At 44.5% G+C, this 26,351-nt stretch carries 23 protein-coding genes and 1 tRNA gene; 16 read left to right on the top strand and 8 right to left on the bottom strand.

The annotated features are described in order from the left end of the window. Positions 1–29: 29 nt before the first annotated feature. Positions 30–100 (bottom strand) — tRNA-Cys (locus tag F8N35_RS00660). 224 nt (positions 101–324) lie between these two features. On the opposite strand from F8N35_RS00660, the gene F8N35_RS00655 reads away from it, so the two are divergent. The 8 genes from F8N35_RS00655 to F8N35_RS00620 all read left to right on the top strand — a co-directional run bounded on the left by F8N35_RS00655 (position 325) and on the right by F8N35_RS00620 (position 9,580). Further along, positions 325–1,098 (top strand): DUF5668 domain-containing protein, encoded by a 774-nt coding sequence (locus F8N35_RS00655; protein ID WP_293049431.1) that lies wholly within the window; start codon positions 325–327, stop codon positions 1,096–1,098. Between the two features lie 7 nt (positions 1,099–1,105). Continuing rightward, positions 1,106–1,933, top strand: coding sequence for a LytTR family DNA-binding domain-containing protein (locus F8N35_RS00650; protein WP_293049430.1), 828 nt, complete (start codon positions 1,106–1,108; stop codon positions 1,931–1,933). A 173-nt stretch (positions 1,934–2,106) separates the two neighbouring features. Further along, positions 2,107–2,766, top strand: coding sequence for a TetR/AcrR family transcriptional regulator (locus F8N35_RS00645; RefSeq protein ID WP_293049429.1), 660 nt, complete (start codon positions 2,107–2,109; stop codon positions 2,764–2,766). A gap of 40 nt (positions 2,767–2,806) precedes the next feature. Continuing rightward, complete coding sequence (locus F8N35_RS00640) at positions 2,807–4,087, top strand: TolC family protein (RefSeq protein WP_293049428.1); 1,281 nt, start codon at positions 2,807–2,809, stop codon at positions 4,085–4,087. 39 nt (positions 4,088–4,126) lie between these two features. Beyond that, positions 4,127–5,191 carry an efflux RND transporter periplasmic adaptor subunit gene (locus F8N35_RS00635; protein WP_293049427.1) on the top strand — a complete coding sequence of 355 codons (1,065 nt, stop codon included), beginning with the start codon at positions 4,127–4,129 and terminating at the stop codon, positions 5,189–5,191. A gap of 34 nt (positions 5,192–5,225) precedes the next feature. After that, on the top strand, positions 5,226–8,354 hold the full coding sequence (locus F8N35_RS00630) for an efflux RND transporter permease subunit (protein WP_293049426.1): 3,129 nt from the start codon (positions 5,226–5,228) through the stop codon (positions 8,352–8,354). Positions 8,355–8,432: 78 nt separating this feature from the next. After that, entirely contained in the window at positions 8,433–8,726 is a 294-nt protein-coding gene (locus F8N35_RS00625) for a PG0541 family transporter-associated protein (RefSeq protein WP_293049425.1), read from the top strand. 32 nt (positions 8,727–8,758) lie between these two features. Further along, positions 8,759–9,580 (top strand): MBL fold metallo-hydrolase, encoded by an 822-nt coding sequence (locus tag F8N35_RS00620; RefSeq protein ID WP_293049424.1) that lies wholly within the window; start codon positions 8,759–8,761, stop codon positions 9,578–9,580. A 266-nt stretch (positions 9,581–9,846) separates the two neighbouring features. Here the strand turns inward: F8N35_RS00620 and F8N35_RS00615 are convergent, their stop codons facing one another. Together F8N35_RS00615 and F8N35_RS00610 are read right to left on the bottom strand one after the other, a co-directional pair. Continuing rightward, positions 9,847–10,116, bottom strand: a complete 270-nt coding sequence (locus F8N35_RS00615; RefSeq protein ID WP_293049423.1) for a DUF4884 domain-containing protein — start codon at positions 10,114–10,116, stop codon at positions 9,847–9,849. Positions 10,117–10,340: 224 nt separating this feature from the next. Further along, entirely contained in the window at positions 10,341–11,495 is a 1,155-nt protein-coding gene (locus F8N35_RS00610) for a 1-acyl-sn-glycerol-3-phosphate acyltransferase (RefSeq protein WP_293049422.1), read from the bottom strand. A gap of 190 nt (positions 11,496–11,685) precedes the next feature. Here F8N35_RS00610 and tsaD point away from each other — a divergent pair, with 190 nt between their 5' ends. The 3 genes from tsaD to F8N35_RS00595 all read left to right on the top strand — a co-directional run bounded on the left by tsaD (position 11,686) and on the right by F8N35_RS00595 (position 14,591). After that, positions 11,686–12,708, top strand: a complete 1,023-nt coding sequence (tsaD, locus tag F8N35_RS00605; RefSeq protein WP_293049421.1) for a tRNA (adenosine(37)-N6)-threonylcarbamoyltransferase complex transferase subunit TsaD — start codon at positions 11,686–11,688, stop codon at positions 12,706–12,708. Positions 12,709–12,778: 70 nt separating this feature from the next. Beyond that, a complete protein-coding gene (locus tag F8N35_RS00600; protein WP_293049420.1) occupies positions 12,779–13,069 on the top strand; it encodes a GNAT family N-acetyltransferase in 291 nt (96 codons plus the stop codon). Positions 13,070–13,079: 10 nt separating this feature from the next. Next, a complete protein-coding gene (locus F8N35_RS00595) occupies positions 13,080–14,591 on the top strand; it encodes a potassium/proton antiporter (protein ID WP_293049419.1) in 1,512 nt (503 codons plus the stop codon). A gap of 198 nt (positions 14,592–14,789) precedes the next feature. Here F8N35_RS00595 and F8N35_RS00590 read toward each other — a convergent pair whose 3' ends face one another. Both F8N35_RS00590 and hcp read right to left on the bottom strand, forming a co-directional pair. Next, positions 14,790–15,494 (bottom strand): DUF542 domain-containing protein, encoded by a 705-nt coding sequence (locus tag F8N35_RS00590; RefSeq protein WP_293049418.1) that lies wholly within the window; start codon positions 15,492–15,494, stop codon positions 14,790–14,792. Between the two features lie 61 nt (positions 15,495–15,555). After that, positions 15,556–17,196, bottom strand: a complete 1,641-nt coding sequence (hcp, locus tag F8N35_RS00585) for a hydroxylamine reductase (RefSeq protein ID WP_293049861.1) — start codon at positions 17,194–17,196, stop codon at positions 15,556–15,558. Between the two features lie 632 nt (positions 17,197–17,828). On the opposite strand from hcp, the gene F8N35_RS00580 reads away from it, so the two are divergent. The 5 genes from F8N35_RS00580 (at position 17,829) to F8N35_RS00560 (ending at position 24,089) form a co-directional block, all read left to right on the top strand. Then, a complete protein-coding gene (locus F8N35_RS00580; protein WP_293049417.1) occupies positions 17,829–18,512 on the top strand; it encodes a Crp/Fnr family transcriptional regulator in 684 nt (227 codons plus the stop codon). Between the two features lie 291 nt (positions 18,513–18,803). Then, a complete protein-coding gene (dtd, locus tag F8N35_RS00575) occupies positions 18,804–19,256 on the top strand; it encodes a D-aminoacyl-tRNA deacylase (protein WP_293049416.1) in 453 nt (150 codons plus the stop codon). A gap of 137 nt (positions 19,257–19,393) precedes the next feature. Beyond that, entirely contained in the window at positions 19,394–20,845 is a 1,452-nt protein-coding gene (locus tag F8N35_RS00570) for a S26 family signal peptidase (protein WP_293049415.1), read from the top strand. A gap of 2 nt (positions 20,846–20,847) precedes the next feature. Next, on the top strand, positions 20,848–21,687 hold the full coding sequence (locus F8N35_RS00565; RefSeq protein ID WP_293049414.1) for a GNAT family N-acetyltransferase: 840 nt from the start codon (positions 20,848–20,850) through the stop codon (positions 21,685–21,687). A 191-nt stretch (positions 21,688–21,878) separates the two neighbouring features. Next, a complete protein-coding gene (locus tag F8N35_RS00560; protein ID WP_293049413.1) occupies positions 21,879–24,089 on the top strand; it encodes a glycoside hydrolase family 97 protein in 2,211 nt (736 codons plus the stop codon). A 155-nt stretch (positions 24,090–24,244) separates the two neighbouring features. On the opposite strand, the gene F8N35_RS00555 is transcribed toward F8N35_RS00560, so the two are convergent. The 3 genes from F8N35_RS00555 to F8N35_RS00545 form a co-directional block, all read right to left on the bottom strand. Beyond that, complete coding sequence (locus F8N35_RS00555) at positions 24,245–24,532, bottom strand: hypothetical protein (protein WP_293049412.1); 288 nt, start codon at positions 24,530–24,532, stop codon at positions 24,245–24,247. 237 nt (positions 24,533–24,769) lie between these two features. Further along, the gene (locus tag F8N35_RS00550) at positions 24,770–25,432 is read right to left on the bottom strand and encodes a hypothetical protein (protein ID WP_293049411.1); all 663 of its coding nucleotides are present in this window, start codon (positions 25,430–25,432) and stop codon (positions 24,770–24,772) included. Between the two features lie 258 nt (positions 25,433–25,690). Beyond that, positions 25,691–26,332: a YceI family protein gene (locus tag F8N35_RS00545; protein ID WP_293049410.1), complete on the bottom strand. Its 642-nt coding sequence runs from the start codon at positions 26,330–26,332 to the stop codon at positions 25,691–25,693. Positions 26,333–26,351 lie beyond the last annotated feature (19 nt).

Here is a 26,351-nt window from a genome sequence, read left to right as displayed (position 1 = left end):
CTCTGTAAAAGAATTTCGCCTCTTCATTGAGGTTCCTGGCGGATTCGAACCGCCGTAAACGGTTTTGCAGACCGGCGCCTAGCCACTCGGCCAAGGAACCTTATTTTGGGACTGCAAAGGTAACGTCTTTCTCCTTTTCGACCAAATTTCAGTTCCGATTATTTTATTTTTTAACTAAAAGAAGAGACATAAAAGCGACAAACCGCAATTTCGGCGTAAAAAGCGGTTACATTCGTCGGGAATTTGGGTGTGTTTATCGATTTTGGCTTGTCTAAATGACCGAAGCGGCTTTACCTTTGCAAAGAAATCAAAAATAAATCATTTATGGAAAACGAAAACAAATTGTATCGGCATCACCGTCATCATCACGGCATATCACTTGCATTTGTCCTTATTGCCGCCGGCCTCATTTTTCTCGGGTTTAATACCGGCATAATTCCCGTTGCCTATAAAAGCATATTTATTTCATGGCAAATGTTGCTTATCGTGTTAGGCGTTGCCTCTATCTTCAAACGCCATTACTGGGGAGGTATGGCATTACTTCTGGTTGGCGGATTCTTTATAGTACCGGAAATCAACAGGGTTAATCCGAATTGGTTGGGTCCTGTTCCTGCAGATTTTGTCCATTTATACTGGCCGGTATTGTTAATTGCTGCCGGTGCCGTAGTATTATTGCAATGGATGTTTCCTTCGGCACACTATTGCAAAAAGAAAGAACGAGAATTTCGCCACTGGCACCACTCGCAGGAATATACCAGCGGTGGCTACATAAGCAGCAATAATGTTTTTGGGAGCGGAGAGCACATCGTACTCGACCCGGAATTCAAAGGTGGTGAAATTAATTCTGTTTTCGGAGGAACCAAACTCGATTTGCGCAGAACGAACCTCCCGGAAGGCACAACCCGTCTTGAGGTGAATATTGTTTTTGGAGGTGTTACTATTTACGTCCCTGAAAACTGGAATGTAGTGGTGCAGGTGGATTTTGTGCTGGGTGGATTTGAAGACAAACGCTACAAAATCGGAGAACCGGTTGACGCAACGCGTACTCTTGTGATTTGTGGCTCGTGTGTCTTTGGCGGAGGAGAACTAAAGAACTAACGTTGACATGGAACATCCCGCGTTTCAAAATAAAGTATTTCTTTCAATTTATCTCCTGATATGGACAGCTATTTCGCTTGCCATCTCTTTCGTCATAATCCCGCTGGTTTCATTTTCTTTTGAATTTTGCCTGTTGTTCGGTGCGGTGTCAGGATACTTTTTCGGAGGAATAGCTCTGTTATTGTGGAATGTGGTAAAATATGCAGACTATTCATCTCAAAACGGATTTCAACGCGTTGTAAGCTACCTTGCACTTGCCGTTGTTAGCGTAGGAGTCTGGTTTGGAATCACCTACTTTATTCTATACCTGTCGTTCCCTGAAAACAACCTTGCTCCGTTCGTACCTCTTATACCGCTGGAGCTATTGCTTGGGTGCTGCCTCTTCTCCATTGTCGTGCTGGCATACAACAGAATGCTGGAGAAAAACAAAGTTACTGAAGAGGAAGAAGAGTTACAGGAAATTGAACAGGCTGTTACGCAAGAGAATCCCGATTCTGCAATTGAAATAGTGGAGCGGATTGCGGTAAAAATAGGCCAGAAAATAGAAGTAATCCCGGTGCCTGACATCTTTGTTGTACAGGCTGAAGGAGATTATGCGATGATACATACTGCAAAAGGACACCACATGAAGGAGCAAACCATGAAATATTTCGAGGAACATCTCCCGTCCAATCAGTTTGTTCGCGTTCATCGTTCGTACATCGTCAATGTTCAGGTTATTTCAAAAATTGAACTTTTTGAAAAACAAAACCAGCTGCTGACACTACAGAACGGAATTCAAATAAAGGCAAGCGCAACAGGCTACAGATTGCTGAAGAAGACGCTAAACCTGTAAAATGAAACTCAACTAAGATAAACATGGAAACTGGAAATGTTTTTTAGTTTCCATTTAACACCTGAATACATGCACGTTATATTCGTTTTATATTTTTTTATCATGCTCATGTGGTTAATATTTCGTTAAATTACAATTTTATATCCTACCTTTGACGCTCCAAATTACTGATAATGGCGGATATAAAAGAACAAATTCTTGAAACCTCCACCCGATTATTTATGAAATACGGGTTGAGAAGTGTAACGATAGACGATATCTGCAATGAGCTCCGCATTTCCAAAAAAACCTTCTATAACTATTTCAGACAAAAGGAAGAGTTGATTGAAAGCATCATAGAGTCATATTGCGAACAGCATAAAAACGAACATAAGAAAAACCACTCATTTTCGGATGATCCTTCGCTAAATGCAATAGATATAGTTGTAAAAGCATCTCAATTCTGGATAGACAAAGAAAACAAGGAGTCGATGACTTTCTTTTACGATTTAATGAAGTACTATCCAGAAATTAACACCAAGATGTATGCAAAAATGGACGAGGAAGCCTTACTGTCGATTAAAAAATGGCTACAAAACGGCATAGATGAAGGCATTATCCGCACAGACACAGACATTGACCTGTTATCCACTTATTTGAACAATCATTTTCGAAAAGGATTGCCCGATCTTCTCAACAAACCCGGCACTGACATCGTAAAGACATTTCAGTTCTTGCTGGATTGCTGCATACGCATCATTGTGAATGAAAATGGATACCGGTATTATCAGGAGAAATACAAGAATAATTATCCTCCGTTAAAAACAACGCGAAAAAGAAGAACACAGAAATAAAAACATTGTACTAACGCATTCAATAAACAAAAAATAATCTATGAGGACAAGAATCAGTTTATTATTACTCTTTGTCTGCACTTTCGGCCACTATGGAAAGGCTCAGGAAAAGCTTTCGTTATCGTTGGAAGATGCAAGGCTTCATGCTCAGCAATACAACCGAACCCTGAAAAATGCAGGATTGTCGGTGCAGGAAGCACAAAGCGCTTTGTGGGAAAGCATCTCGAAAGGGCTTCCACAGATTGAAGTGACCGGAGCTTATCAGAATTATCTTGGCGCATCTGCTAATTTTCAGGGCATGAAGATCCAGTTCGGACATTCAGGCTCCATCCAGACACAGGTGAGTCAATTGTTATTCAACGGCAGCTACTGGATTGGACTACAACTGTCAAAATTGAGTCGGGAGATTGCCGAAACATCGAAAAGAAAAACTGAGCAAGATGTGATACAACAAGTTACAACTTCTTACAATTCGATTTTAGTTTCCGAAAGAACAACCCAACTGCTCAAACAGAACAAAGAAAACCTGCTGGACATTCAAAAAAGAACGCAAGCAACCGTAAATGCGGGAGCTGCCACACAGACAGATGCCGATCAGATAGCAGTACAGGTTTCGTCTGTCGACAACATGATTAAATCGAATGAGCGTCAAACCGAGCTGGCATACAACATGCTGCGCATTCAACTGGGGGTAAATGCCAACACAACAATTGAGCTAAAAGACAGTCTCAGCTCCCTGATGAATGAAGATAAAACGTTCAAATTGCTGGGTGAACAATTCGACATGAGTAAAAACCCTACCATGCAACTAACCGAAAAACAGCTAGAATTGTCGAAAAAACAGGTTAATTTACAGAAAGCAAGCTGGTTGCCAACCCTTTCAGGTTACTACAGCTACACCTACAAATACATAAAACCCACACTCGACTTATCGCCAAGCAGCGTTGTCGGTTTACAGGCAAGCTGGCCGCTTTTCACCAGCGGAGGAACCTATTCCAAGGTTAAACAGGCAAAATTCCAGGTACAGGCCAACGAGAACAACCTCGCAGCTCTGAAAGATCAACTCATGGTTCAGGAAAAACAAGCACGTTTTAACCTGAGCAATGCGCTCGACAAACTAAACACCCAGACCAAGAGCCTTGAAGTATCCAACAAAGTTTTTGCCGACATTTCGCGCAAGCACGATCACGGAATGGCCACGAGCCTTGATGTCACCAGTGCATCCAACAACCTACTTCAGGTGCAAACCAATTACGTCACTGCTCTTTATGAAGTATTAACAGCCAAAACAGACCTGGAGCAATTACTCAATAAATTCTGAGAAAATAAGACAAATAATTAACTCTCAAATACAGACCAAATGATGACAAATTCATTTTGCACATTCCGTAAACGGAATATTTTCACCGCAGCAATGGCTCTATCGCTTTTGATCGCCATGGTTGGCTGCTCGAAAGGAAAGACAGATGCTGTAGCAAAAAAACCGGAACTGGTACGCGTAGAGACACTTCAAAAACAAGTAATAAACAGAGATATGGAATTTTCTGCGTCACTTGTAGCCAACGAAGAAGTCAACATCGCCCCTGCATCTCCCGGGAAAATTGACAAGATATTTGTAAACGTGGGATCACGCGTTAAACAGGGCCAGTTAGTAGCCCAAATGGACCCAACGCAACTCAATACAACCCGCATTCAGTTTGCCAATCTCAAAAGCGATATGCAACGCCTTGAGGCTTTGCGTCAGGCTGGTACCGTTTCGCAACAGACTTACGATCAGACAAAAGTTCAATATGACCTGACCAAAGAGAACCTGGCATTCCTCGAAAAGAACGTCAACCTGCGTGCTACGATCAGCGGAATTATCTCCGCAAAGAACTTCGAAAACGGAGAACTCTATTCCGGTTCACCGAGCGCCGCTACAGGAAAAGCAGCCATTGTTACTTTAGTCCAGATCAACCCTTTGAAAGCTAACCTGTTTGTACCGGAAAGCTTTCTTCCTCAGCTAAAACAAGGCTCAAAAGTAAGCGTAAAGTGCGATACCTATCCCGATCAGGACTTCAGCGCTCAGATTGCACGTATTTATCCGACAGTAGACGCTGCCACCCGTTCGGTTCAGGTAGAACTGAAGGTGAACAATGCCGGCGAAAAACTGAAACCCGGAATGTTCTGTCGCTCTACTATCGACTTCGGAAAAGCTGAAGCACTTGTGGTTCCGTCTCAGGCTGTATTGCGTATGCAAGGCTCTAACGAACGATATGTTTTCGTGGAAAACAATGGCAAAGCCAAACGCATTGTTGTTGCTCTCGGAAAACGCTTCGATGACCAGACAGAAATTATTTCCAATCAATTGAATGAAGGAGACAAGTTGATTGTCACCGGCCAAAACCGACTAATTGACGGTGTTGCCGTAACAGTGGTGAAATAACGCCGAAAATTACGAAACAGATTAAAAAACAACCATGAGTATATATAAATCAGCAGTAAACAACCCGATCAAGACAACACTGGTGTTTGTCGCCGTTATGATCTTCGGGTTGTATTCGCTCTCAAGGCTGCCCATCGACTTCTATCCGAAGATGGACCTGCCTATGATATCGGTGGTGACGACCTACTCGGGAGCCAATGCCGCCGATGTGGAGACCAACGTAACCAAACCCCTTGAAGATGCATTGAACAGTATACAGGGGCTTAAAGAATTAACATCCACCTCTCAGGACAACAGTTCGATTATTACCCTGCAATTTGAGTGGGGCGTCAATCTTGACGAATCGATGAACGACATCCGTGGAGCTATCGATATGGCACTGGGTCGACTGCCTGATGGAGTAGAGCGTCCGTCGGTAGTGAAATTCAGCACAAGCAGTATGCCGATCCTGATGTACACCATCACGGCGAACGAAAGTTACCCGGGTCTGTCGAAGCTTATCACGGAAAAGATCATCAACCCACTGAACCGTGTGGATGGGATCGGCTCTGCGGCAATGACGGGAGATCCTAAACGAAAAATCTATATTGATATAGACCCGAACCGTCTGGATGCTTACCACATTTCACTGGAGCAGATTGGCAATGCCATTGCTGCAGAAAACCTCAATATGCCTTCGGGAAATATCAAGATGGGCGCAACCGACTATCAGTTGCGTGTCGAAGGGGAGTTCAAGGAAAGTGATCAGGTAAAAAACATCGTTGTGGGAACCTCGGCAGGTACGCCTGTTTTTCTCCGTGATGTGGCTCAGGTACGCGATACCCTGAAAGACGTTACTCTGGAACAAAAAACGAACGGGAAAAACAGTATTCAGCTGTATGTGATGAAACGTTCGGGCGCTAACACCGTAGCGGTAGGCCGCGATGTAAAGAAGATGCTGGAAGAGATAAAACCGACACTTCCTCCCGACATACAGATTCACGAAATATTCGATTCGTCAACCTTTATCAAGGGATCGGTATCCAACCTGTCAGACACGTTATTGTTTGCGTTGATGTTTGTGGCAATGGTGGTATTCTTCTTCCTCGGTCGCTGGCGTGCAACCATCATTATTTTGCTGACTATTCCTATTTCGCTGGTATCGGCGTTGATCTATCTGGCAGTGACCAACAATTCACTAAACATCATTTCGCTGGCATCTATGTCAATGGCTATAGGGATGGTGGTGGATGATGCCATTGTGGTACTTGAAAACATCACAAAACACATCGAACGGGGAAGCAGTCCACGCGAAGCTGCCATTTACGCGACCAACGAAGTATGGCTGGCCGTTATCATGGCAACGTTGGTAGTTGTCGCCGTGTTTATGCCGCTGACCTTTGTTTCAGGAATTACCGGAGTGATCTTCAACCAGCTTGGATGGATCGTTTCGATCACCGTTGCCGTATCGACGGTAGCAGCGGTAACGATTACCCCGATGCTTGCCGCCCGTTTTATGAAGGAACGGGAGAAAAAGGAGAATCCGAAGAGATACAGTTACGATGCAACCATCGGAAAGTGGCTCGACAATCTTGACCATTGGTATGAAAAAGTATTACACTGGGCGCTGCAACACAAACTGAAAGTAATTCTCGGTTCAGCAGCCATCTTTATCGGTTCTCTATTTCTGGCACCATTGGTTGCCACCGACTTTATGTCGCAAAATGACGAAAGCCGGTTGACCATTAAGGCCGAGCTGGCTCCTGGAACCCGCATGGAGATAAGCGCACAAACAGCCCGAAAAATTGAAAAGGTGCTTCAACAGAAGGTTCCCGAAGTAGAACTTATCAGCACCTCGTGCGGCGCCGATGATCAGGGCGGGATGTCCTCCATATTTTTAGGCTCCGCTTCGAGCAACAGCATCAACATGACGCTGAAGTTGAAGCCAATAGAACAGCGAAAACGCTCCGATGTTCAAATCTCGGAATCCATTCGTCCCGAACTGGCGAAATTCCCTGAAATCGTCAATTACCAGATCACCCGAAGCGACCTTGCAACCGGTAGTTCAACGTTCGATATCGAAGTCTACGGTTACGATTTTGCCTCAACCAACATGCTGGCACAGCAGATCAAGAACAGCGTGACCGGTTTAAAAGGAGTGCGTGACGTACAGATAAGCCGTAAAGAAGACCGACCGGAACTAGAGGTAGTTCTTAACCGCGAAAAGCTGGCACTAAACGGCCTCAACAGCGCAACCGTATCGAATGCTATCCGCAATCGTATGAGTGGTATGACGGCAAGTAAATTCCGCGAAGATGGTGACGAGTTCGATATTATTGTGCGTCTACAGGAACAGTACCGTAATTCCGTAAACCTGCTTGAAGAAGTATCGGTTCCCACTCCGTCCGGAAAGTTTGTAAAACTGAAAGAGATCGGAACGGTGAAGGAATACTGGTCACCTCCTAATATTGAGCATAAGCGCAAACAACGTATTGTAACTGTTTCCATTACTCCGGTAGATGTGTCGCTGACTGACCTTGCTTCGGACGTAAAGGATAAACTTGCAAAACTGAATGTTCCATCCGACATTCAAATCGTGTTGGGAGGTATTTATAAAGATCAGCAGGAATCGTATCAGAACCTTGGGTTACTTGCTTTGTTAGTGCTCTTGCTGGTATTTATCGTGATGGCGTCGCAATTCGAGTCATTCTCCAAACCGTTTGCCATCATGTTCTCTATTCCGTTTGCATTCACCGGCGTTATCATTGCGCTGTTACTCACCGGAACAACACTGAGCGTTGTTGCTCTACTGGGAGCTGTATTGCTTATCGGTATTGTGGTGAAAAACGGTATCGTGTTGATCGACTTCGTGAACCTGTTGCGCGACCGTGGCTTGCCGTTGAACGAAGCTATCGCTGCCGGTGGACGTTCGAGGTTACGCCCGGTATTAATGACAGCTTCGGCAACATTCCTGGGCATGGTACCTATGGCGCTGAGTGTGGGCGATGGTGCTGAAACATGGACTCCAATGGGTATTACCGTTATCGGTGGATTGGTATTTTCCACCGTGGTTACGATGATTATCGTACCTGTAATGTATGCGCTCTTCTCCCGCCGTGGCGAACGTGACAAAGAAGGTCTCATACGAAAACAGTTCCACTTTATGGACGAAAATAACAAATGAAAAATGATTTGAGGGTTTGAGGGTGTGGAGATTAGACTTCACATTCTAAAATCCTCCAGTCTTTAATAAAGATATACAATGAAAGCAGTATTTATAGTATTCAATCAGGCCAATACGGAACGTATCACCTACATGCTCGACAAGCTCGAGATAAAAGGTTTCACCTGGTGGGAAAACGTTCAGGGACGTGGCACAGTAGACGGAGAGCCGAGGCACGGCACGCATACCTGGCCGGAAATGAACTCATCGGTGCTCACCGTAGTGGATGACGACAAGGTGGAACCGCTTCTTAAAACAATAAAAAAAATTGACGAAATCAATAAAGAGATAGGCATCCGGGCGTTTGTCTGGAACGTGGAAACTACTTATTAAGCCTATTTATTAACCTGTTAACCTTACATCTTATGCTTAATTACCGAAGAGGACTAACATTCGTGTTAGCATTAACAATCGCGACCATCGCTTTGTCTGCTCAGGTCTTTCAAAACGCACAACTAACGATTTCAAAGCTGAAAGAGCATGTTTGGGTTGGTGAGACTTCTGACAACTGTACCATGTACATCATCGAAGGGACAAAAAAAGCCTTACTGATTGACACCGGAACTAGATGTGATTCACTTGACAAGATTGTCCGGAAAATCACCAACAAACCTTTGGAAGTGGTGGTAACTCACGGACATTTCGACCATACGGGAAACATCGGATATTTCGGTTCTGTTTTCATGCACAAGGGCGACTTAGCCATGGTACAAGGACAAGGCTACAAGGGAAAAATCAATTTTGTGGACGAAGGGTATATATTCGATCTGGGAGACCGAAAAATTGAAGTCTGCTATACGCCGGCTCACACTCCGGGTTCCATCATCCTACTCGACCGTGCCAATGGCGACTGCTATTCCGGCGATGCTTTCGGGTCGAACCAGGTATGGTTGCAACTACAGCCTTTATCGCCAATCACCGATTATATCAAGGCCTGCAAACGAATGCTAACCCTCATCGATAATGGTATTCCACGCATCTATTGCGGACACTACGTTTATCTTAAAAAGCCGATCGGGAAAGAGTACATGACCAAGATGCTGACACTGGCCGAAGAACTGAAAAACGGAACGGCAAAAGACATTAAACCATTCCGGTCAGATGCACCTCTTGCAGGATACCACGGCCCGCTGATTGCCAGCAAAGAGGATATTGCCATTGTGTATGATCCTTCAATTTTGAAATAATGATCGTTTGGCGATCACCCCAACAACAAAGGCACCGGAATTACAATCGGTGCCTTTGTTGTTTTTGTGAACTAACCAAGGTTAAGGCAACATTTTCTTTTCAAATTTCCATTCCGGGAATTTAGAAAGGCCTGCCGGATTGCCTTTAAACATCTTAGCGGCTTCTTCATCGCCTTTTAATTGCCACAAATACCAGGCTGTTGCAACCTTTGCAAATCCGACGATACGAGTACGACTGTATGTATATATCCGGCTGGACGGAAAATTTACTTGGAAATTGATCTTGCGTTCATTACGCGTACACGGGTAGAATCATTTTCTATGCTGGTTACATCGCCCTTGCAGTTGGTGAAATAGACATAATGACCTTTATCCATAAAGCGGTAAACTTTGCACCCATCGTGCTCAAACAAATACTCTACTTCGTACGATTTGTTATTATCGGCTTTGGTAGATGCCAGTGGATTTTGCACGGAGCAAGAATAGCCACCCAATATGAGAATGGCTAACAGGGACAATATAATTGTTCGTTTCATCTTTTAGAGATATGTTCTTGATTATTAAACATTATACCGATTAATTCATCTCCTAATTTTCGTATTGGACCTCTCCCCTAGCCCCTCTCCCAAGGAGAGGGGTGAATCTGCAAAATGAATTGAATTCTATACATTTCACTGTCTAGCTCCTCCTCCCCTTGGGGGAGGAGGTTGGGAGGAGAGGTCTGTAATTGAGATTTATATACACTCAATCGACATGATGTTTATTTGCTTTGTAATGCTTCCAGCTGATTTACAAGTGGATTGGCATACATTTCGAGCAGTTTGAATCGCAGAAATTCCTCATCTTTCTCAGTAAGGTCTATTTTGGCAATCCGTTCGTCGATGTATTTCAGGAATGCAGCTTCGGCTTCCGGGGAATAACCGCCTGCCTTTTTATCAGGATTGAGCTGGTCGTAGGCAATCCGGTTGTTGTCGTAAATCTCGTAATTGCTGTGAATAAGGCTGTCTATGAGTCTGGCAACGGCAGCAAACTGTTCGCTACGGGGCAATTCGGGCATTGCTTTTACCCGGTCGGCTATGTTTCCGGCAAGACGGTACACTACTTTTCCCTTATAGCCCATGATTCCGGTCTGCATGTTGAGCAGGTCATCAGCAGGGCTTTTTTTGTATTCGGGATTATCTCTTTTTTGCTGAAACTCTTTTGCTTTCAGAAAGTCGCACGGATCGTATTCGTACGAAATAGTGAGCGGACAAATATTAAGGCTGCTCAAATTGTCGGTGATGGAGCCTTCGCCCGACATGTTGAGCATTTTCAACAGGCTTTCCTGCGTGCGGTCGTTCCCGTCTTTGGCGCGACCTTCGCGTTGTGCCAGCCAGATGGACTGATGTTTTTCGCTCAGGGCATAACGCATGTATTGCGACAGATGCTGAGATGCCTGCAATTGTCCCCGTCCGCTCACACCACGACGAACGATAAAGCTCTTGTTCAAGCGAACCAAGGTTTCGATCCACGGATAAATCAGAAGGTTGTCGCCGATGGCAATTTCAACGGTTTGAAGTCCGACATCCAGTAACTCCACGCACAGATAGGCCGAATCGAGCACAATATCCCGGTGGTTGGAAATGTAAAGGTAATTAATCGAATTATCAAGCTTATCAGCGCCGTAAAAGTCAATGCCTGCGGTGGTTTTGGCTTCGAGTTGTTTCAGGAACGGATAATCAATCTTCTTTTGAAAATCGTCTACACTTTGTATGCTACGAAACAAAGCCATAACCGCTTCTATCGGTGTCTGAGGAAACAGATATTGCAGGACACCTACAAATTTAGGTTCCTCCAATAAACTTTTAACCGCTTCGGGTACCTGGTTGCTGTGCAAAGGACAAATATCGTCAAATTGTTCCGGATGATTTTCCATAGTCTGGCTTACTGTTTTGATAATGCACAAAGATACAAATTATATGACGATTCGTAAAAGCAAGCGTGAATATGGTTGTTACAAACAAGCTATTCATCCAAAAAATCGTAACTTTGCACTGCTTTTCGTGTCGGGGCTCGTTGATGGGCTTTTTGCGATGCAGATAGTTTGATTCTTAGCAGCAATTAATATGGATATCACAATTTTAGGTATAGAGTCTTCCTGCGACGATACATCGGCCGCAGTTATTCAAAATGGCGTTATGCTGTCGAACGTGACGGCCAATCAGGATGTGCACAAAGCTTACGGTGGCGTAGTGCCCGAACTGGCATCGCGTGCGCACCAGCAAAACATTATTCCTGTGGTAGATGCCGCATTGAACCGTGCCGGTATCAAACGCGAAGACCTGAGCGCAGTGGCCTTTACCCGTGGTCCGGGTTTGATGGGTTCGCTGTTGGTTGGCACTTCGTTTGCCAAAGGATTCTCTCAGTCGCTGGACATTCCGTTGGTGGATGTAAACCACTTGCAGGGACACGTGCTGGCTCACTTTATTCAGGAGAAAGATACGCCCTTTAATCCTCCGAAATTTCCTTTCCTTTGTCTGTTGGTATCGGGCGGTAATTCGCAAATTGTATTGGTCAAATCTCATTTTGAGATGGAAGTGATCGGGCAAACCATCGACGACGCGGCCGGTGAAGCTTTCGACAAGTGCGCCAAGGTGATGGGGCTTCCTTACCCCGGCGGACCGGTGATCGACCGCCTGGCAAAAGAGGGCGATCCGAAAGCATTTACGCTCAACAAACCCTCTATTGAAGGCTACAACTACAGTTTCAGCGGATTGAAAACATCATTTTTGTACATGATTCGCGACGAGCTGAAGAAAAATCCGAACTTTCTCGAAGAACGTAAAAACGATCTTTGTGCCGTGGTGCAAAGTACCGTGGTGGATATTTTGATGCAAAAGCTACGCAAAGCTGCCAAGGAATTACGCATCAACGAGGTGGCTGTGGCTGGTGGAGTATCTGCCAATTCGGCGCTGCGCAACGCATTTGTGGAACATGGTGAGAAATATGGCTGGAACGTTTATATTCCGAAGTTCTCCTTCACTACCGACAACGCCGCAATGATTGCCATTACCGGTTATTACAAGTTTCAGAAAGGTGAATATTGCGACATCTCTCTTCCTCCGTTTGCAAAAGCCGTGATCGGATAAATTCACCGAACCACCGCAGCGAACGTCCTTTTTGTTCTTATATTTGCATTAAACGGTAAATACTAAGGATATGGAACATACTATTATTCACAACGAACAAAAGAGCCGGTTCGAACTTTCACTCGAAGGTCATTTGGCACACATTGACTATGTACGCGGAGATGGCACGTTGGATCTGCATCATACACTGGTTCCGAAACCACTGGAAGGAAGAGGTATCGGCTCCCTGCTGGCTCGTTTCGCACTCGATTATGCAAATGCAAACGATTTGAAGGTGATTCCGACCTGTCCGTTTGTAAAAGTCTTTATAGACCGGCATCCTGCTTATCAACCGCTAACCGACTTATCGAACGAAGACTAATTGATTTCGGATGGTGTTATCAGACGTTACCGCCCCGCTTATCTCGAGCATCACCCTCGATAACATATTGTTAATCGGGTCTATCCTGCTTTTTGTCAGCCTGCTGGCAAGCAAGACAACCCGATTTGGCATTCCTACGCTTTTGCTTTTTCTCCTTGTAGGAATGCTCGCAGGGCAGGACGGCCCCGGAGGAATCGTCTTTAACGATCCGAAAATCACCAAATTCGTAGGTGCGATCGCACTTAGCTTTATCCTTTTCTCAGGCGGCCTCGAAACCCGCAAAGCAGACATCAAACCCATTGTTTGGCAGGGACTCACGCTGTCCACGCTGGGAGTGATCCTCACCGCAGTTGTCGTGGGATTGTTTGTTTCATGGGTAACCGGTTGGTCTTTGGTGGAAGGATTGCTCATCGGTGCCATCGTCTCGTCGACCGATGCGGCGGCTGTTTTCTCCATCCTTCGTTCGCGCAGCATCGGCCTGAAAGGCAACCTGAAGCCTTTGTTGGAACTGGAAAGCGGCAGTAACGATCCGATGGCCTATATTCTGACTCTCTCTTTCACCTATCTTCTGACGGTAAAAGATGCCAACTGGATAGTTTTGATTGCTGTCTTCTTCAAACAGATGATTTTGGGAGGTGTGGTCGGTTACGCGGCAGGTTTGGCAATGCATCGCATTTTCAACTGGATACGGCTTGAAGCCGAAGGTCTCTATCCGGTACTGCTCATTACCATGGTATTGCTGGTGTTTTCTTTTTCCGATTTCATCGGGGGCAACGCCTTTCTGGCTGTTTATCTGTCGGCGTATGTGCTGGGTAATACCGATTTTATCCATAAAAAAAGCCTGACCAAACATTTCGATGGGCAGGCATGGTTGATGCAGATTATCATGTTTATCACGCTGGGATTGCTGGTAACTCCGAGCGCTATTATGCCACTAATCGGCTTGGGTTTACTTATTTCCGCATTTCTGATTCTTATTGCCCGTCCTTTGAGCGTTTTTATCACCCTTCATTTTTTCAAAATAAACACCCGGGAAAAGTTGTTCGTGTCGTGGGTGGGCTTACGAGGTGCGGTGCCAATTGTTTTAGCCACCTATCCGATGATTGCGTCTGTAGACAAATCGAATGGCATCTTTCACTTGGTTTTCTTTATTTCCGTCACTTCCGTTCTTATTCAGGGCTCCAGCCTGCCATTGGTGGCAAAGTGGCTAAAACTGACCGTACCGGTGAGCAGCAAAAAGAAATCTGTGCTTGATCTGGAGCAGGCCTGGGAGACCAAGTCGGTTTATAAGGCAATTCCTATTGAACCTCACTTCAATTGCATTGGACACTCTATCGTTGATTTGAAACTTCCACCCAGTATCATTGTCGCATTGATTGAACGTAGAAATAAATTCTTTATCTCCGACGGTGCGACCCGACTTCATGCCGGTGACGTGATCTACATAATGGCCGACGATGCAGAGTCCATCGACCAGTTAACAGACTGTTTCAATACTCCCAAAGAGAAGAAAAAGATCTAAGTTGTTTTTCAATATTTGACCTCTCCCTATATCCCTCTCCCGAGGAGAGGGACGTAATCTGCAAAACGAATTGAATTCTAAATATCTCACTGTCTTGCTCCTCCTCCCCTCGGGGGAGGAGGCTGGGTGGAGAGGTCTGAAGCTGAGATTTATATACACTTAATCTGTATAATATCTATTTTCTTTCTGATTAGCAGGTTAAGTCTCCCTCTTCAAACTCTTTTCAACAGCAATAGCTTTTGGGTGTAACAAATTATTTTCCAGATGGATGTGTTGCTGTATGTTTTCAAACATTGCTTTCAATAATTTATAAAGCAATTCGAATGAGGCGCATGCATCTTCCGGTGGCGTAAAGTTGTTTGACAAATCGCGAATAAAGAACAACATCTTTCCGGTAGCCACATGGTCGGATTCCATCGCCGAAATAGGATTTGCCACCGTTCCGAAGCAAGAATCATTGCTTATTACTCCGCTATCGAGCGTTTTGATGTAAGGAAACAGAATCATCTCTTCCTTGTGCTGATGAATAGGTAATTCTCCCAAAATAGATTCGGTCAGGTATTTTATCTGTTCCAATTCCGGGTGGTTTTTTCCGTGCCGATCGTGAACCTTATCCAACACCGACAAAATATATTCGCTCGATTTGTAGATATACTCATGGTGATAACCCAGAATATGGTCGATCAATTGCGACAGACTCATCGCGTCATAATTGAAATTTACCGCTTCTACTTCAGGTTGAGTTTTCAGTTGTTTCTTTACCAGTTCAATATCCACATTTGCCTTGCGGGCGGCTTCTTCCAGTAAGTCGTGACCGTTACAGCAAAAATCAATGCCCAAACGGGTAAATATTTCTGCTAATTTTGGATTTTGGCGAACCATTTCGCCTACTGTTGTTGCCATAGTTAGTTTATTTGAATAAATGGGGCGCGGCTTTCACCGCACCCCAAGAAAAGGATTTTGGTTAGTTGTTGATCCAGTTCTGCATATCGTTTTCGACGGTAGAAATACCTCTGATGCCGAAATTGTTGACCAAAACGTTTGCTACATTAGGAGAAAGGAATGCGGGCAAAGTTGGGCCGAGGCCGATGTTTTTCACTCCGAGATAAAGGAGAGCCAGCAACACGATCACCGCTTTTTGTTCATACCATGCAATGTTGTAGACGATCGGCAGTTCGTTGATATCTTCCAGACCGAATACTTCTTTCAGTTTCAGAGCAATAACTGCCAGTGAGTAGCTGTCGTTACACTGACCGGCATCGAGTACACGAGGAATCCCACCAATATCGCCCAGTTCCAGTTTGTTGTAACGGTATTTTGCACAACCGGCCGTCATGATTACCGTGTCGTTCGGAAGTTCCTTTGCAAAGTCGCTGTAATATCCGCGAGCCGACATACGACCGTCACAACCGGCCATCACCACAAATTTCTTAATAGCGCCTGTCTTTACGGCATCCACCACTTTGTCGGCCAGAGCCATCACCTGATTGTGTGCAAATCCACCCACGATTTCGCCTTTTTCGATCTCCTGAGGAGGAGCGCATTTCTTGGCATGTTCGATGATAACCGAGAAATCTTTTTGCCCACCTTCTTCGCGGTTGGCAATATGAGTTGCTCCCGGCAGGCCGGCCGAACCGGTGGTGTAGATGCGGTCGCTGTAAGTTGCTTTCGATGAAGGAGGAACGATACAGTTGGTGGTAAAGAGTACCGGACCATTGAAGGTTTCGAACTCGTCTTTCTGTTTCCACCATGCGTTACCGTAGTTCCCCACAAAGTGTTTGTATTTCTTGAAAGCAGGGTAATAGTGAGCCGGAAGCATTTCGCTGTGTGTGTACACGTCCACGCCTGTGCCGTCGGTTTGAGCCAGCAGCTCTTCGATATCTTTCAAATCGTGACCGCTGATAAGGATTCCCGGATTGGTTCCCACTCCGATGTTTACCTTGGTAATTTCGGGGTTACCATAGTGTGAAGTATTGGCTGCGTCGAGCAATGCCATTCCTTTCACGCCATATTCGCCGGTTTGCAGGGTGAGCGCAACCAGAGCATCAACGCTATTGTCGTTTCTTGAAACCTGAGCTAAAGCGTCCGACATGAAAGTATAGATCGATTCGTCTTCGCTACCGAGGTTCAGTGCGTGGTGAGCATAGGCAGCAAGTCCTTTCAGCCCATACATCACCAGCTCTTTCAACGAACGAACATCTTCATTTTCCTCTTTAAGAATGCCCACCGAAGGAGCAAATGATTCGTATTGATCAGGAGTAAGTTGAACGCTTACCTGGGGATATTCATCAAAATCGACCGGACAGCTTTCGGTTTCTTTCAACAGTTCGTCTCTCAATTGCAGTCCTTTGGTGATACGATCTTTGATAGCTTCTTTGTCGAAGTTGGCATTGGTAATGGTCGAGAATAAAGCGTCAAGAATGAAATGATCGGCTTTGCTTGTATCGGCCGAACAGTTTTTCATTTCGCTGTTGATAACTGCGATTCCTTTTGTGACATAAATCAGCACGTCCATCAAACCGGCGAGTTGATCATCTTTTCCACACACACCTTTTAGTGTACATCCCTTGCCGCCTGCGGCTTCCTGACATTGATAACAAAACATTGACATAGTTAGATAATTTACAGTTTAAATATTTACAATTTACTTTTTGATTCTGTTTTTTACTGCGACAAAGGTATGGCAGGGCAAAACGCAAAATTTGTAACCTATGTTACAACTCCGAATTTTCATATAGTAAAACTGCATTTAAGAATTTGATAAGGGGCATCTGCCCCTGTAACCCTGACCTCCTTTTTGCCCCCGTCGCTTTGGCCGGGATGTTCCACTTGAAGCAAAAAGGAGACAAAAAATTCAAGGCTATGCCCGCTTCACTTGTTTTTTAGCTTACGCTGACCGTTGGTTGGCTCACCGGACAAGGCAGTTCCAATCTGCATGAGCAAGACATGCAAGAATAGAACCTCATTGTTTTTTAATTATTGGAAAAACCAGACCCAAAGGGACAAACAAAAATACCATACTGACGGAAAGCTGTTTGAGTGAGTAGGCCAGCTACAAAAGTTTGTTAGTGAGGAAATGTTTTATGGCCGAGCGAACGAGTTCTTTCCGTCTATGTTTTTGCTTACTTTTTGCACCAAAAAGTAAGGCCTGCCGCAGGCAAAGAGCAAATTAATCCAGCTAAATTGAAAGATGAGGCCAAAAAAGTGTAATTTTGTCACTCATCCAAAGTTGAAACAATGAAGGATATTGCACTTATTATAAAGGAAAGTCCTCTTTTTAAGGGATTAACAACCGAAGAACTAAAAGAGATTCTGGAAGGCAACTACAAAGAACTGCATTTTGAAAAAGGCGATTTAGTAGCTTTGCAGGGTGATCCGTGTCGTTCGTTAATGATGATTCTGGATGGTACTGTCCGTAGTGACATGACCGATCCGGCCGGCAAACTGGTAACGATTGCCACCCTCACGGCGCCCGATATTTTGGCTCCGGCCTTTATCTATGCCGCGCGCAACGAGTTTCCTGTGGATATTACAGCCATGACTGATCTGACGCTGATGGTCATTGGACGGGAGAGTTTCAGTAAATTGCTGCAGCAGCACATCACGGTGTTGAACAATTTTTTGCGCATGATTTCCGACCAGACTCAATTCCTGACCCAAAAAATACGCTTCCTGCAATTCGGTACAATGAAAAAGAAGCTGGCGTCTTATTTCGTTGAGAAACTGGCATCCGTTCCAGGCATCGAATTTCAGATGGAAGAGAGCCAGCAAGCGCTTGCCGACCGTTTCGGGGTGACACGTCCGGCACTGGCCCGTGCCATTGGCGAAATGGTAAGCGACAGCATTATCCATGTCGAAAAGAAAAAAGTAACGGTTGTCAACGCCGTTGCCCTAAAACACATGGCAGCCCGGGAAGGATGATGTGTGTGATTTACGATTGAAAAATTTACAATTTACGATTATCTGAAAAGCGCCCACTAAACACCGGAGGTGTTGTCCCAATAATAACGTCGGGATTCATCCCGGCATGGAGGATAATTGCATTTTTACATAACGCTGTAGGCGTTTTCCTGCAAACGGGATACCGCTACGCGGTCCCGAGAGGTAGAAAATAATCGAATAGTGATTTTTGGAGCTCCAGAGAAGCGAAATTATGTTGTTAAGAAAAAAACAAAACGAGTTTAGAATCAACTATATTAGACAAAGCACAAAATGAGACTTGTTATTCAGAGAGTTAAACGTGCATCGGTTACAGTAGAAGGAACGATTACAGGAAAAATAGACGACGGTTTATTGGCGTTGGTTGGCATAGAAGATAAGGATACTCCGGACGACAGTCAATGGCTGGCAGGAAAACTGGTCAATCTCCGCATTTTCGACGATGAAAATGGTGTGATGAACCGATCTGTAACGGACATCAACGGAGGTATTCTGATTGTCAGTCAGTTTACCCTGATGGCATCTACAAAGAAAGGCAATCGGCCTTCTTACATCAGGGCTTCAAAACACGAGGTTGCCATCCCGATGTACGAGCAATTCTGCGACAATGTAACCTCTCTGTTGGGTAAGCCTGTGCAAACGGGAATATTTGCCGCCGACATGCAGGTTGAACTGCTAAATAACGGGCCGGTAACAATTTTTATTGATTCACACTTACGCGAATAAGCAAAAACATCTGATTTTGAGAAATGTTAAGAGAGCGCTTTCCGAAAATTGCTTGTAACTTCCTCTTTCTTTTGTACTTTTGCAACTCATTCTGATTCACTTTATTGAATTGGCTCAAACGAAATAATTATCTTGGCATGGAACAACCAATTAAACAATGGATTAAATTCGGCGTTGCAGCTCTCATCTGCATTTTGTTTACAGTATGGATCGGCTGGTGGCCGATTTTGCTGCTGCTCCCTTTCATTTTCGACGTTTATATCACAAAAAAAATACCCTGGACATGGTGGAGAGAAAGCAAAAATCCGGCCGTAAGAACGGTTATGAGCTGGGTGGACGCAATCGTATTTGCTTTGGTTGCAGTCTATATCATCAACCTGTTCTTCTTCCAGAACTATCAGATACCGAGTTCTTCGCTTGAAAAATCGTTGCTGGTAGGCGATTTCCTGTTTGTATCCAAAGTAGCTTACGGCCCCCGCGTACCCAACACGCCTCTGTCTTTCCCGTTGGTACAAAACACATTGCCCGTATTCAACTGCAAATCATATTTTGAGACTCCGCAATTGCCTTACAAACGTCTGTTGGGAACCGGCCATGTGAAACGTGGCGATATTGTCGTGTTCAACTTTCCTGCCGGCGATACAATTACCATTTTGCAGCAAAACCCTGATTATTACACTAATTGTTATTCAGAAGGGCTTTCATTTCTGAAACAACAGGCACCTGACATGAAGCCGACACCTGAAATGTGCTATCGTTTCGGTCGCGACATTGTAAAAGCAAAAGAATCGTACTACGGCAAAATGATGTTCCGTCCTGTCGACAAGCGCGAAAATTACGTAAAACGCTGTATCGGTCTACCGGGCGAAACGCTTAAAATCGTTAACAATCAGGTGTATATCGACGGAAAAATAGTATACGACCATCCGGGTGTTCAGTACAACTACTGGATTCAAACCGATGGCAGCTTGCTGACCGACGAACAGTTTGAAGAACTGGGAGTAAGCAACGACGACCGCACATTACTGACTCAGACATATGGAGATGATATTATGCGCCAGTTAGGATATAAACTTAGCCCGAATGGAAAAGTAAATCCGGTTTATTGTCTTCCTTTGACGCATGAAAAATATCTGCTTCTCAAGAAATACCGCAATATCCGCTCCATTATTACCGAACCTTCCATCATGGGAGGCGATGTGTTCCCGTTGGGCAATACCAAAGGCTGGACACGCGACAACTACGGTCCTCTTTGGATTCCGAAGAAAGGCGCCACTGTTGCTTTGACACCTGACAACCTGCTGGCTTACCAGCGCATTATTGAAGCCTACGAACATAACAAACTTGAAATGAAAAACGGTGTCCCCTATATCAACGGACAACCGGCCAAAACGTATACCTTCAAAATGGATTATTACTGGATGATGGGCGACAACCGTCACAAATCGGCCGATTCGCGCTACTGGGGTTTTGTGCCCGAGGATCATATCGTGGGACAACCGTTGTTTGTATGGCTGTCACTCGATAAGGATAAGACATTCCTTGGCAAAATCCGCTGGAACCGTTTCTTCAAACTGGCAACCCACTGAGTATGATAAGAGAAGCTTCAGAACAAGACATTCCTCACCTGAAACAACTATTCAAAGTGTGTTTCGGGGACACCGATGCCTTTCTGAATCTTTTCTTTACCGAATATTTTCCAAACACTACCTGCATGGTGGCAATCCGCGACGAACGGATTGTCTCCATGCTTTTTTTATGCCCGGCCAAAATGGTGGCAGACGAATACCGTCGACTCATCTATTACGTCTATGCCTGTGGCACCTTGCCCGAATATCGCCGGAAAGGTATCATGGAGCAATTGCTTCAGGTGGGTCATGCCTTCGCAAAACAGCAGGATGCCTGGGGACTGATATTAGTCCCGGCCGGCGAAGATCTTGCTTCGTACTATCTCCGCTTGGGTTTCAGCCCTTTTTCTCACACTGTTAAAGAAAAAATGACTCCAATAGCCTTCGACGAGGAGATTGAGATACTGAAACCCTGCGAGCTCTCGTTAAAACAAATCACTTATATCCGCAACCGCCAATTTAAAGGCGAGTATCAGGTGGCCTGGAGCCAGAAACATATTGCTTTTACCATCGCCATGCTGGAGCAACAGGGTGGTGGATGCCTTGGATTGCAATGGAAAAACGGGCGGAAAGACTATGTGATTTACGATAAGAAAAAGAGCGAACTGATCGTCAGGGAAACCAGCGTGGAAGAAAACATCCTGCCCTGGTTGACACCTCTTTTGTGTAAACATTTCGACGTTGGTTCCGTAAAATACATTGTTCCGGCAAAAGAAGGAGATATTTTTTCAATGATAAAACCGGTTGATCCTTTCGAAATACCTGACGATATTCTCCCTTACTTTAACCTGGAGATGGCATAGAACAGAGAGGGAGAACTTTTAACGACGAACCCCGAAATCAGCTTTCCTCCCTATCTTTCCAAAGAGATTTTGTGGTGAATAAGAGCACCACAAACGTTTGCATTAAACAATATGTCATTAACATCGGGACAAAAACACTTCCCCTTATTGTTTTCCTTACTTTTGCATTTCAATCTCTAAATCAGGATATCATGTCTCAAACAAAAATCTTCGCCCTGCTAGCAGGAATTCTATTTGCCACTATGGTCTCTTACAGCCAGAGCCTGAAATCTCCCAACGGGAATCTGACTCTCTCTTTCGACATCCAGGACGGGGGCATCCCCACCTATCAGCTTTTCTTTAAAGGCAAACCTGTCGTCAACCCAAGTCATTTAGGCCTTGAACTGAAAGGTGAAAAGCAGGTCGAGTTCGGCACCAGCATTCAGGTAGATAAAACACCTGCCGATCCCACAACCTCATTGTACAATGGATTTAAGCTAAAGAATGCCACCACCTCCACCTTCGACGAAACATGGAACCCGGTTTGGGGCGAGGAAAAAGCCATCCGTAACCATTACAACGAGCTGAAAGTAGAACTGATCCAGCCCAACACACAGCGTCAGATGAATATCTGCTTCCGTCTGTTTGATGACGGCTTGGGTTTCCGTTACGAATTCCCCGAGCAAAAAAATCTTACTTATTTTGTCGTTCGTGAGGAACATACACAGTTTGCCATGACCGGCGACCACACGGCTTTTTGGATACCGGGCGATTACGACACTCAGGAATATGACTATACCACCTCCAAACTATCCGAAATACGGGGCTTGATGAAGAATGCCATCACCGGTAATGCATCACAAACCACTTTTTCTCCCACAGGTGTACAAACGGCTCTGATGATGAAAACGGCCGACGGGTTGTACATCAACCTGCACGAAGCGGCACTGGTTAACTACTCGTGCATGTCGCTCAATCTGGACGATAAAAACCTGGTGTTCGAATCGTGGCTTACGCCCGATGCTCAGGGAAATAAAGGCTACCTGCAGGCGCCCTGTACCTCACCGTGGCGTACCATCATCGTTAGCAACGATGCCCGCGATATTCTGGCCTCGCGCATTACTCTCAACCTGAACGAACCGTGTAAGATAAAAGATGTATCGTGGATTAAACCTACCAAATATGTCGGCGTGTGGTGGGAAATGATTACCGGCAAAAGTAGTTGGTCTTATACCAACGATTTTCCAAGCATACAACTGGGCGTAACCGATTACACAAAGGCAAAGCCCAATGGTACCCATGGCGCCAATACCGCTCACGTGAAAGAATATATCGATTTTGCTGCTGCCAACGGTTTTGATGCCGTTTTGGTAGAAGGATGGAACGTAGGTTGGGAAGACTGGTTCGGCCACTCCAAGGATTATGTGTTCGATTTTGTGACTCCTTACCCCGACTTCGACGTACAGGAAATTCATCGTTATGCCGCTTCCAAAGGAATCAAGATGATTATGCATCACGAAACCTCGTCCTCAGTACGCAACTATGAGCGCCACATGGACCAAGCATACCAGTTTATGAAAGATAATGGCTACGATGCCGTAAAAAGCGGTTATGTGGGCGATATTATCCCTCGTGGTGAACACCATTACGGACAATGGATCAACAATCACTATCTCTATGCCGTTCAGAAAGCGGTCGATTATAAAATCATGGTTAACGGTCACGAGGCTGTTCGTCCAACCGGCCTTTGCCGCACTTATCCTAACATGATAGGCAACGAATCGGCACGCGGCACCGAATATCAGGCTTTCGGAGGCAGCAAGCCCAATCACACCACCATTCTGCCGTTCACACGACTGATCGGCGGCCCGATGGATTACACGCCGGGTATTTTCGAAAACGATATCAGCAAATACAATCCCACCAATCACTCCTGGTGCAACTCCACGCTGTGCAACCAACTTTCGTTGTACGTAACCATGGCCGGCCCGCTGCAAATGGCCGCTGACCTGCCGGAAACTTACAACAAGTTTAAGGATGCCTTCCAGTTTATCAAAGACGTGGCTGTGGATTGGGACGAATCTAAATATCTGGAAGCAGAACCGGGTCAGTACCTCACGGTAGCCCGCAAGGCCAAGAACAGTAACAAATGGTTTGTAGGCTGCACCAATGGTGAAAATATCCATCAGGCAATAGTCGACTTCAGTTTCCTCGATCCTGCTAAGAAATACATTGCCACGCTCTATGCCGATGCACCTAATGCCCATTATAAGAAAAATCCGCAAGCATATGTCATCAGCCGCTATGTAGTGACCGGCAAATCGAAACTGATGCAACAGGCAGCTCCAGGCGGCGGTTTTGCCATCAGCATCGTGGAAGCAACCGACAATGCTCAGCTGAAAGGAATCAAAAAGCTGAAATAACTTTCGCTATATCTCACAGAAACGCCCTGCCGGAATGATAATCATTAGGCAGGGCGTTTGTTATTACGAAGCGTCTTATATTTCCAGATGGCTTTCACATCCACATGGATCATGAGATCTGCGAGAGCGAAAATGGTCACGTCATCAAGAGAATTCTAATGGCGCAATGTATCTGCATATAAAATTACTAATCGGATAGCATTCAGACATTCATCTATCTTAAAACTTCTTATTTCTACTATAGGTTTTTCCCAATTAGACTGTAATATTAAATAGGTCATAAATGCATTTTGGCTTTGATACCAACCTGAATCAATGATAAAATCATCACGTTTTATTTGAAATAAATCTTCTGTTAATAGGGAATCATCCAAATTATTTTCTAACTCAAGCAATTCAGATTTTAATATTAACCAATCTTGCGGTATATCTAACATTTGCATAAATTAAAAATGATTTTTCATTGTTTACCTGATGTTTAGCGCAAGATTGAGCGAAGCGGTATCTTGTGCTGAACGAACGGTCAGCGAAGCTAAAACCAAAGTGGTTGGCAACCACAACCAAGTATAACTTGGTTATCTTTCCAGTTCAGGTTACAGCTATCGCCGAAAACTTGAACTAGTCAATCTGCAAGCTTGCACTATCAGGGGACCCGCGAGAGTGAAATCGGCTATTCTACTCTATTGGGGATATTTCTGTTTGATATAAGGCCGTGTTAATTTGAATATTTTTAGGCCTGGATTGGGATATACGGTAATGGTATAACCTTTTTTTTCTTTAGGGCGCACATATTCCATTATAACAAATCCGTATTTAAGAGATACGGCAACATCAAATTCACTCAAATGAGGGCCATCAAATTCTCTATAGGGATCTTCAGTTACATGGAATACTCTTGTTTTTTCGTGAATTGCCGGATCATACCAATCAAGTAATTTACTTACATCTAATAAATGTGTTGTATCACTTCCATAATTACAATCATAAAAGACAGTCCAGATTGAATCAGAATTAACCTTGTTGAAATTGAATAAAATTTGATTACGTTTTGGATTACAATCTTTTGTCGTATTAATATATACAATGCTGTCTTTAGCCCATAAATATCCTCTGATATTTAAATATCCGTTCCGGGAAGTGGATAGATACCAGCAGCTCTTTCCTTTTACTTTTCTCTTCTCTAATAAGATATTATCAAAACCTTTGAGGAGTGAGCGGTCGATTGATGGATCGAACCGGGGATATTTTACCATTGACTGGAAGAAGTCGGGTTTTTGACAGTCACTTTTGCAACTATAGCACAGCAAAGAAAGTATACAAAACAACAGCATCGTCTTTTTCATATCGTCTATTTTTTATATTGAACCCCTCGTTCGGCATAGTCTCCGCCCCGCCATTGCTAAAAGGAAAGCTCCTGCTTTCGAAGCCCTGTCAAATGTAGCAATTTTTCTTCCAAACAAAAAAGCGACAGTGTGTTACACCGTCGCTTTTCTATCCTTTTGCAAGGTTTCGACGTAAGAGCCATACTCCGAACACCAAACAGCTTTACAGATCACTACAAACGGAGTTGAGTCCACCATACAGATTATCTCCAGACCCGGTTATTCAGCTCTCACAGCCATATTCTGAATTACAGTAGAATCCAGATCAATATTACAGGGGAAACGGAAATCGATGGTTATTAATTCACTCACTTTAATAAGTCCCATCATGATTTGAGGAGGTTGTAAGCCAAAGTCACGAATATTGAGCTGTTTCCGGCCACTGATAATTGTCCTGCCGTCCACCATATCCGAAGTAACCGGCAAACTATATTGGCACGTAACTCCTGTGATGGTGATATTAATCAGGGCATTTCCTCCCGACCTGCCCTTTTTATCTGTAGACACCATCCTATCAATATAGCAAAGTTCCACCTTGATAAGCGGATATTTATCCGATTGAATCAATTTCAAAAAATCGTGCAACGCCATCGGATTATTCGACCGAAATGATTTTACTTGTATGAACAACTGATTCTCGGAAAGATAGATTTTATCCTCCACTGTAGTTGCAACAAACCGGATAGTCGGCCTGGAAAATAATTGATCGCTCGATTGGTAAATATGAAACGGAATAATATTGGTTGACCCGTCTATTGAAAGTTTCCCACCCTGATACAAGTCGACCCTGATTGGTGTTTGCGCTCCTACGGAAACACCCGACAAGAGCTGCAAAAGCAGTAAGACTGACGAACGTTTCATAGATAATCTGTTTTTCCTG

This window comes from Paludibacter sp. (assembly GCF_009712605.1).
GTDB lineage: Bacteria > Bacteroidota > Bacteroidia > Bacteroidales > Paludibacteraceae > Microbacter.
Note: the sequence above shows the minus strand (reverse complement) of the source record. Positions and strands in the feature narration are given on the sequence as shown.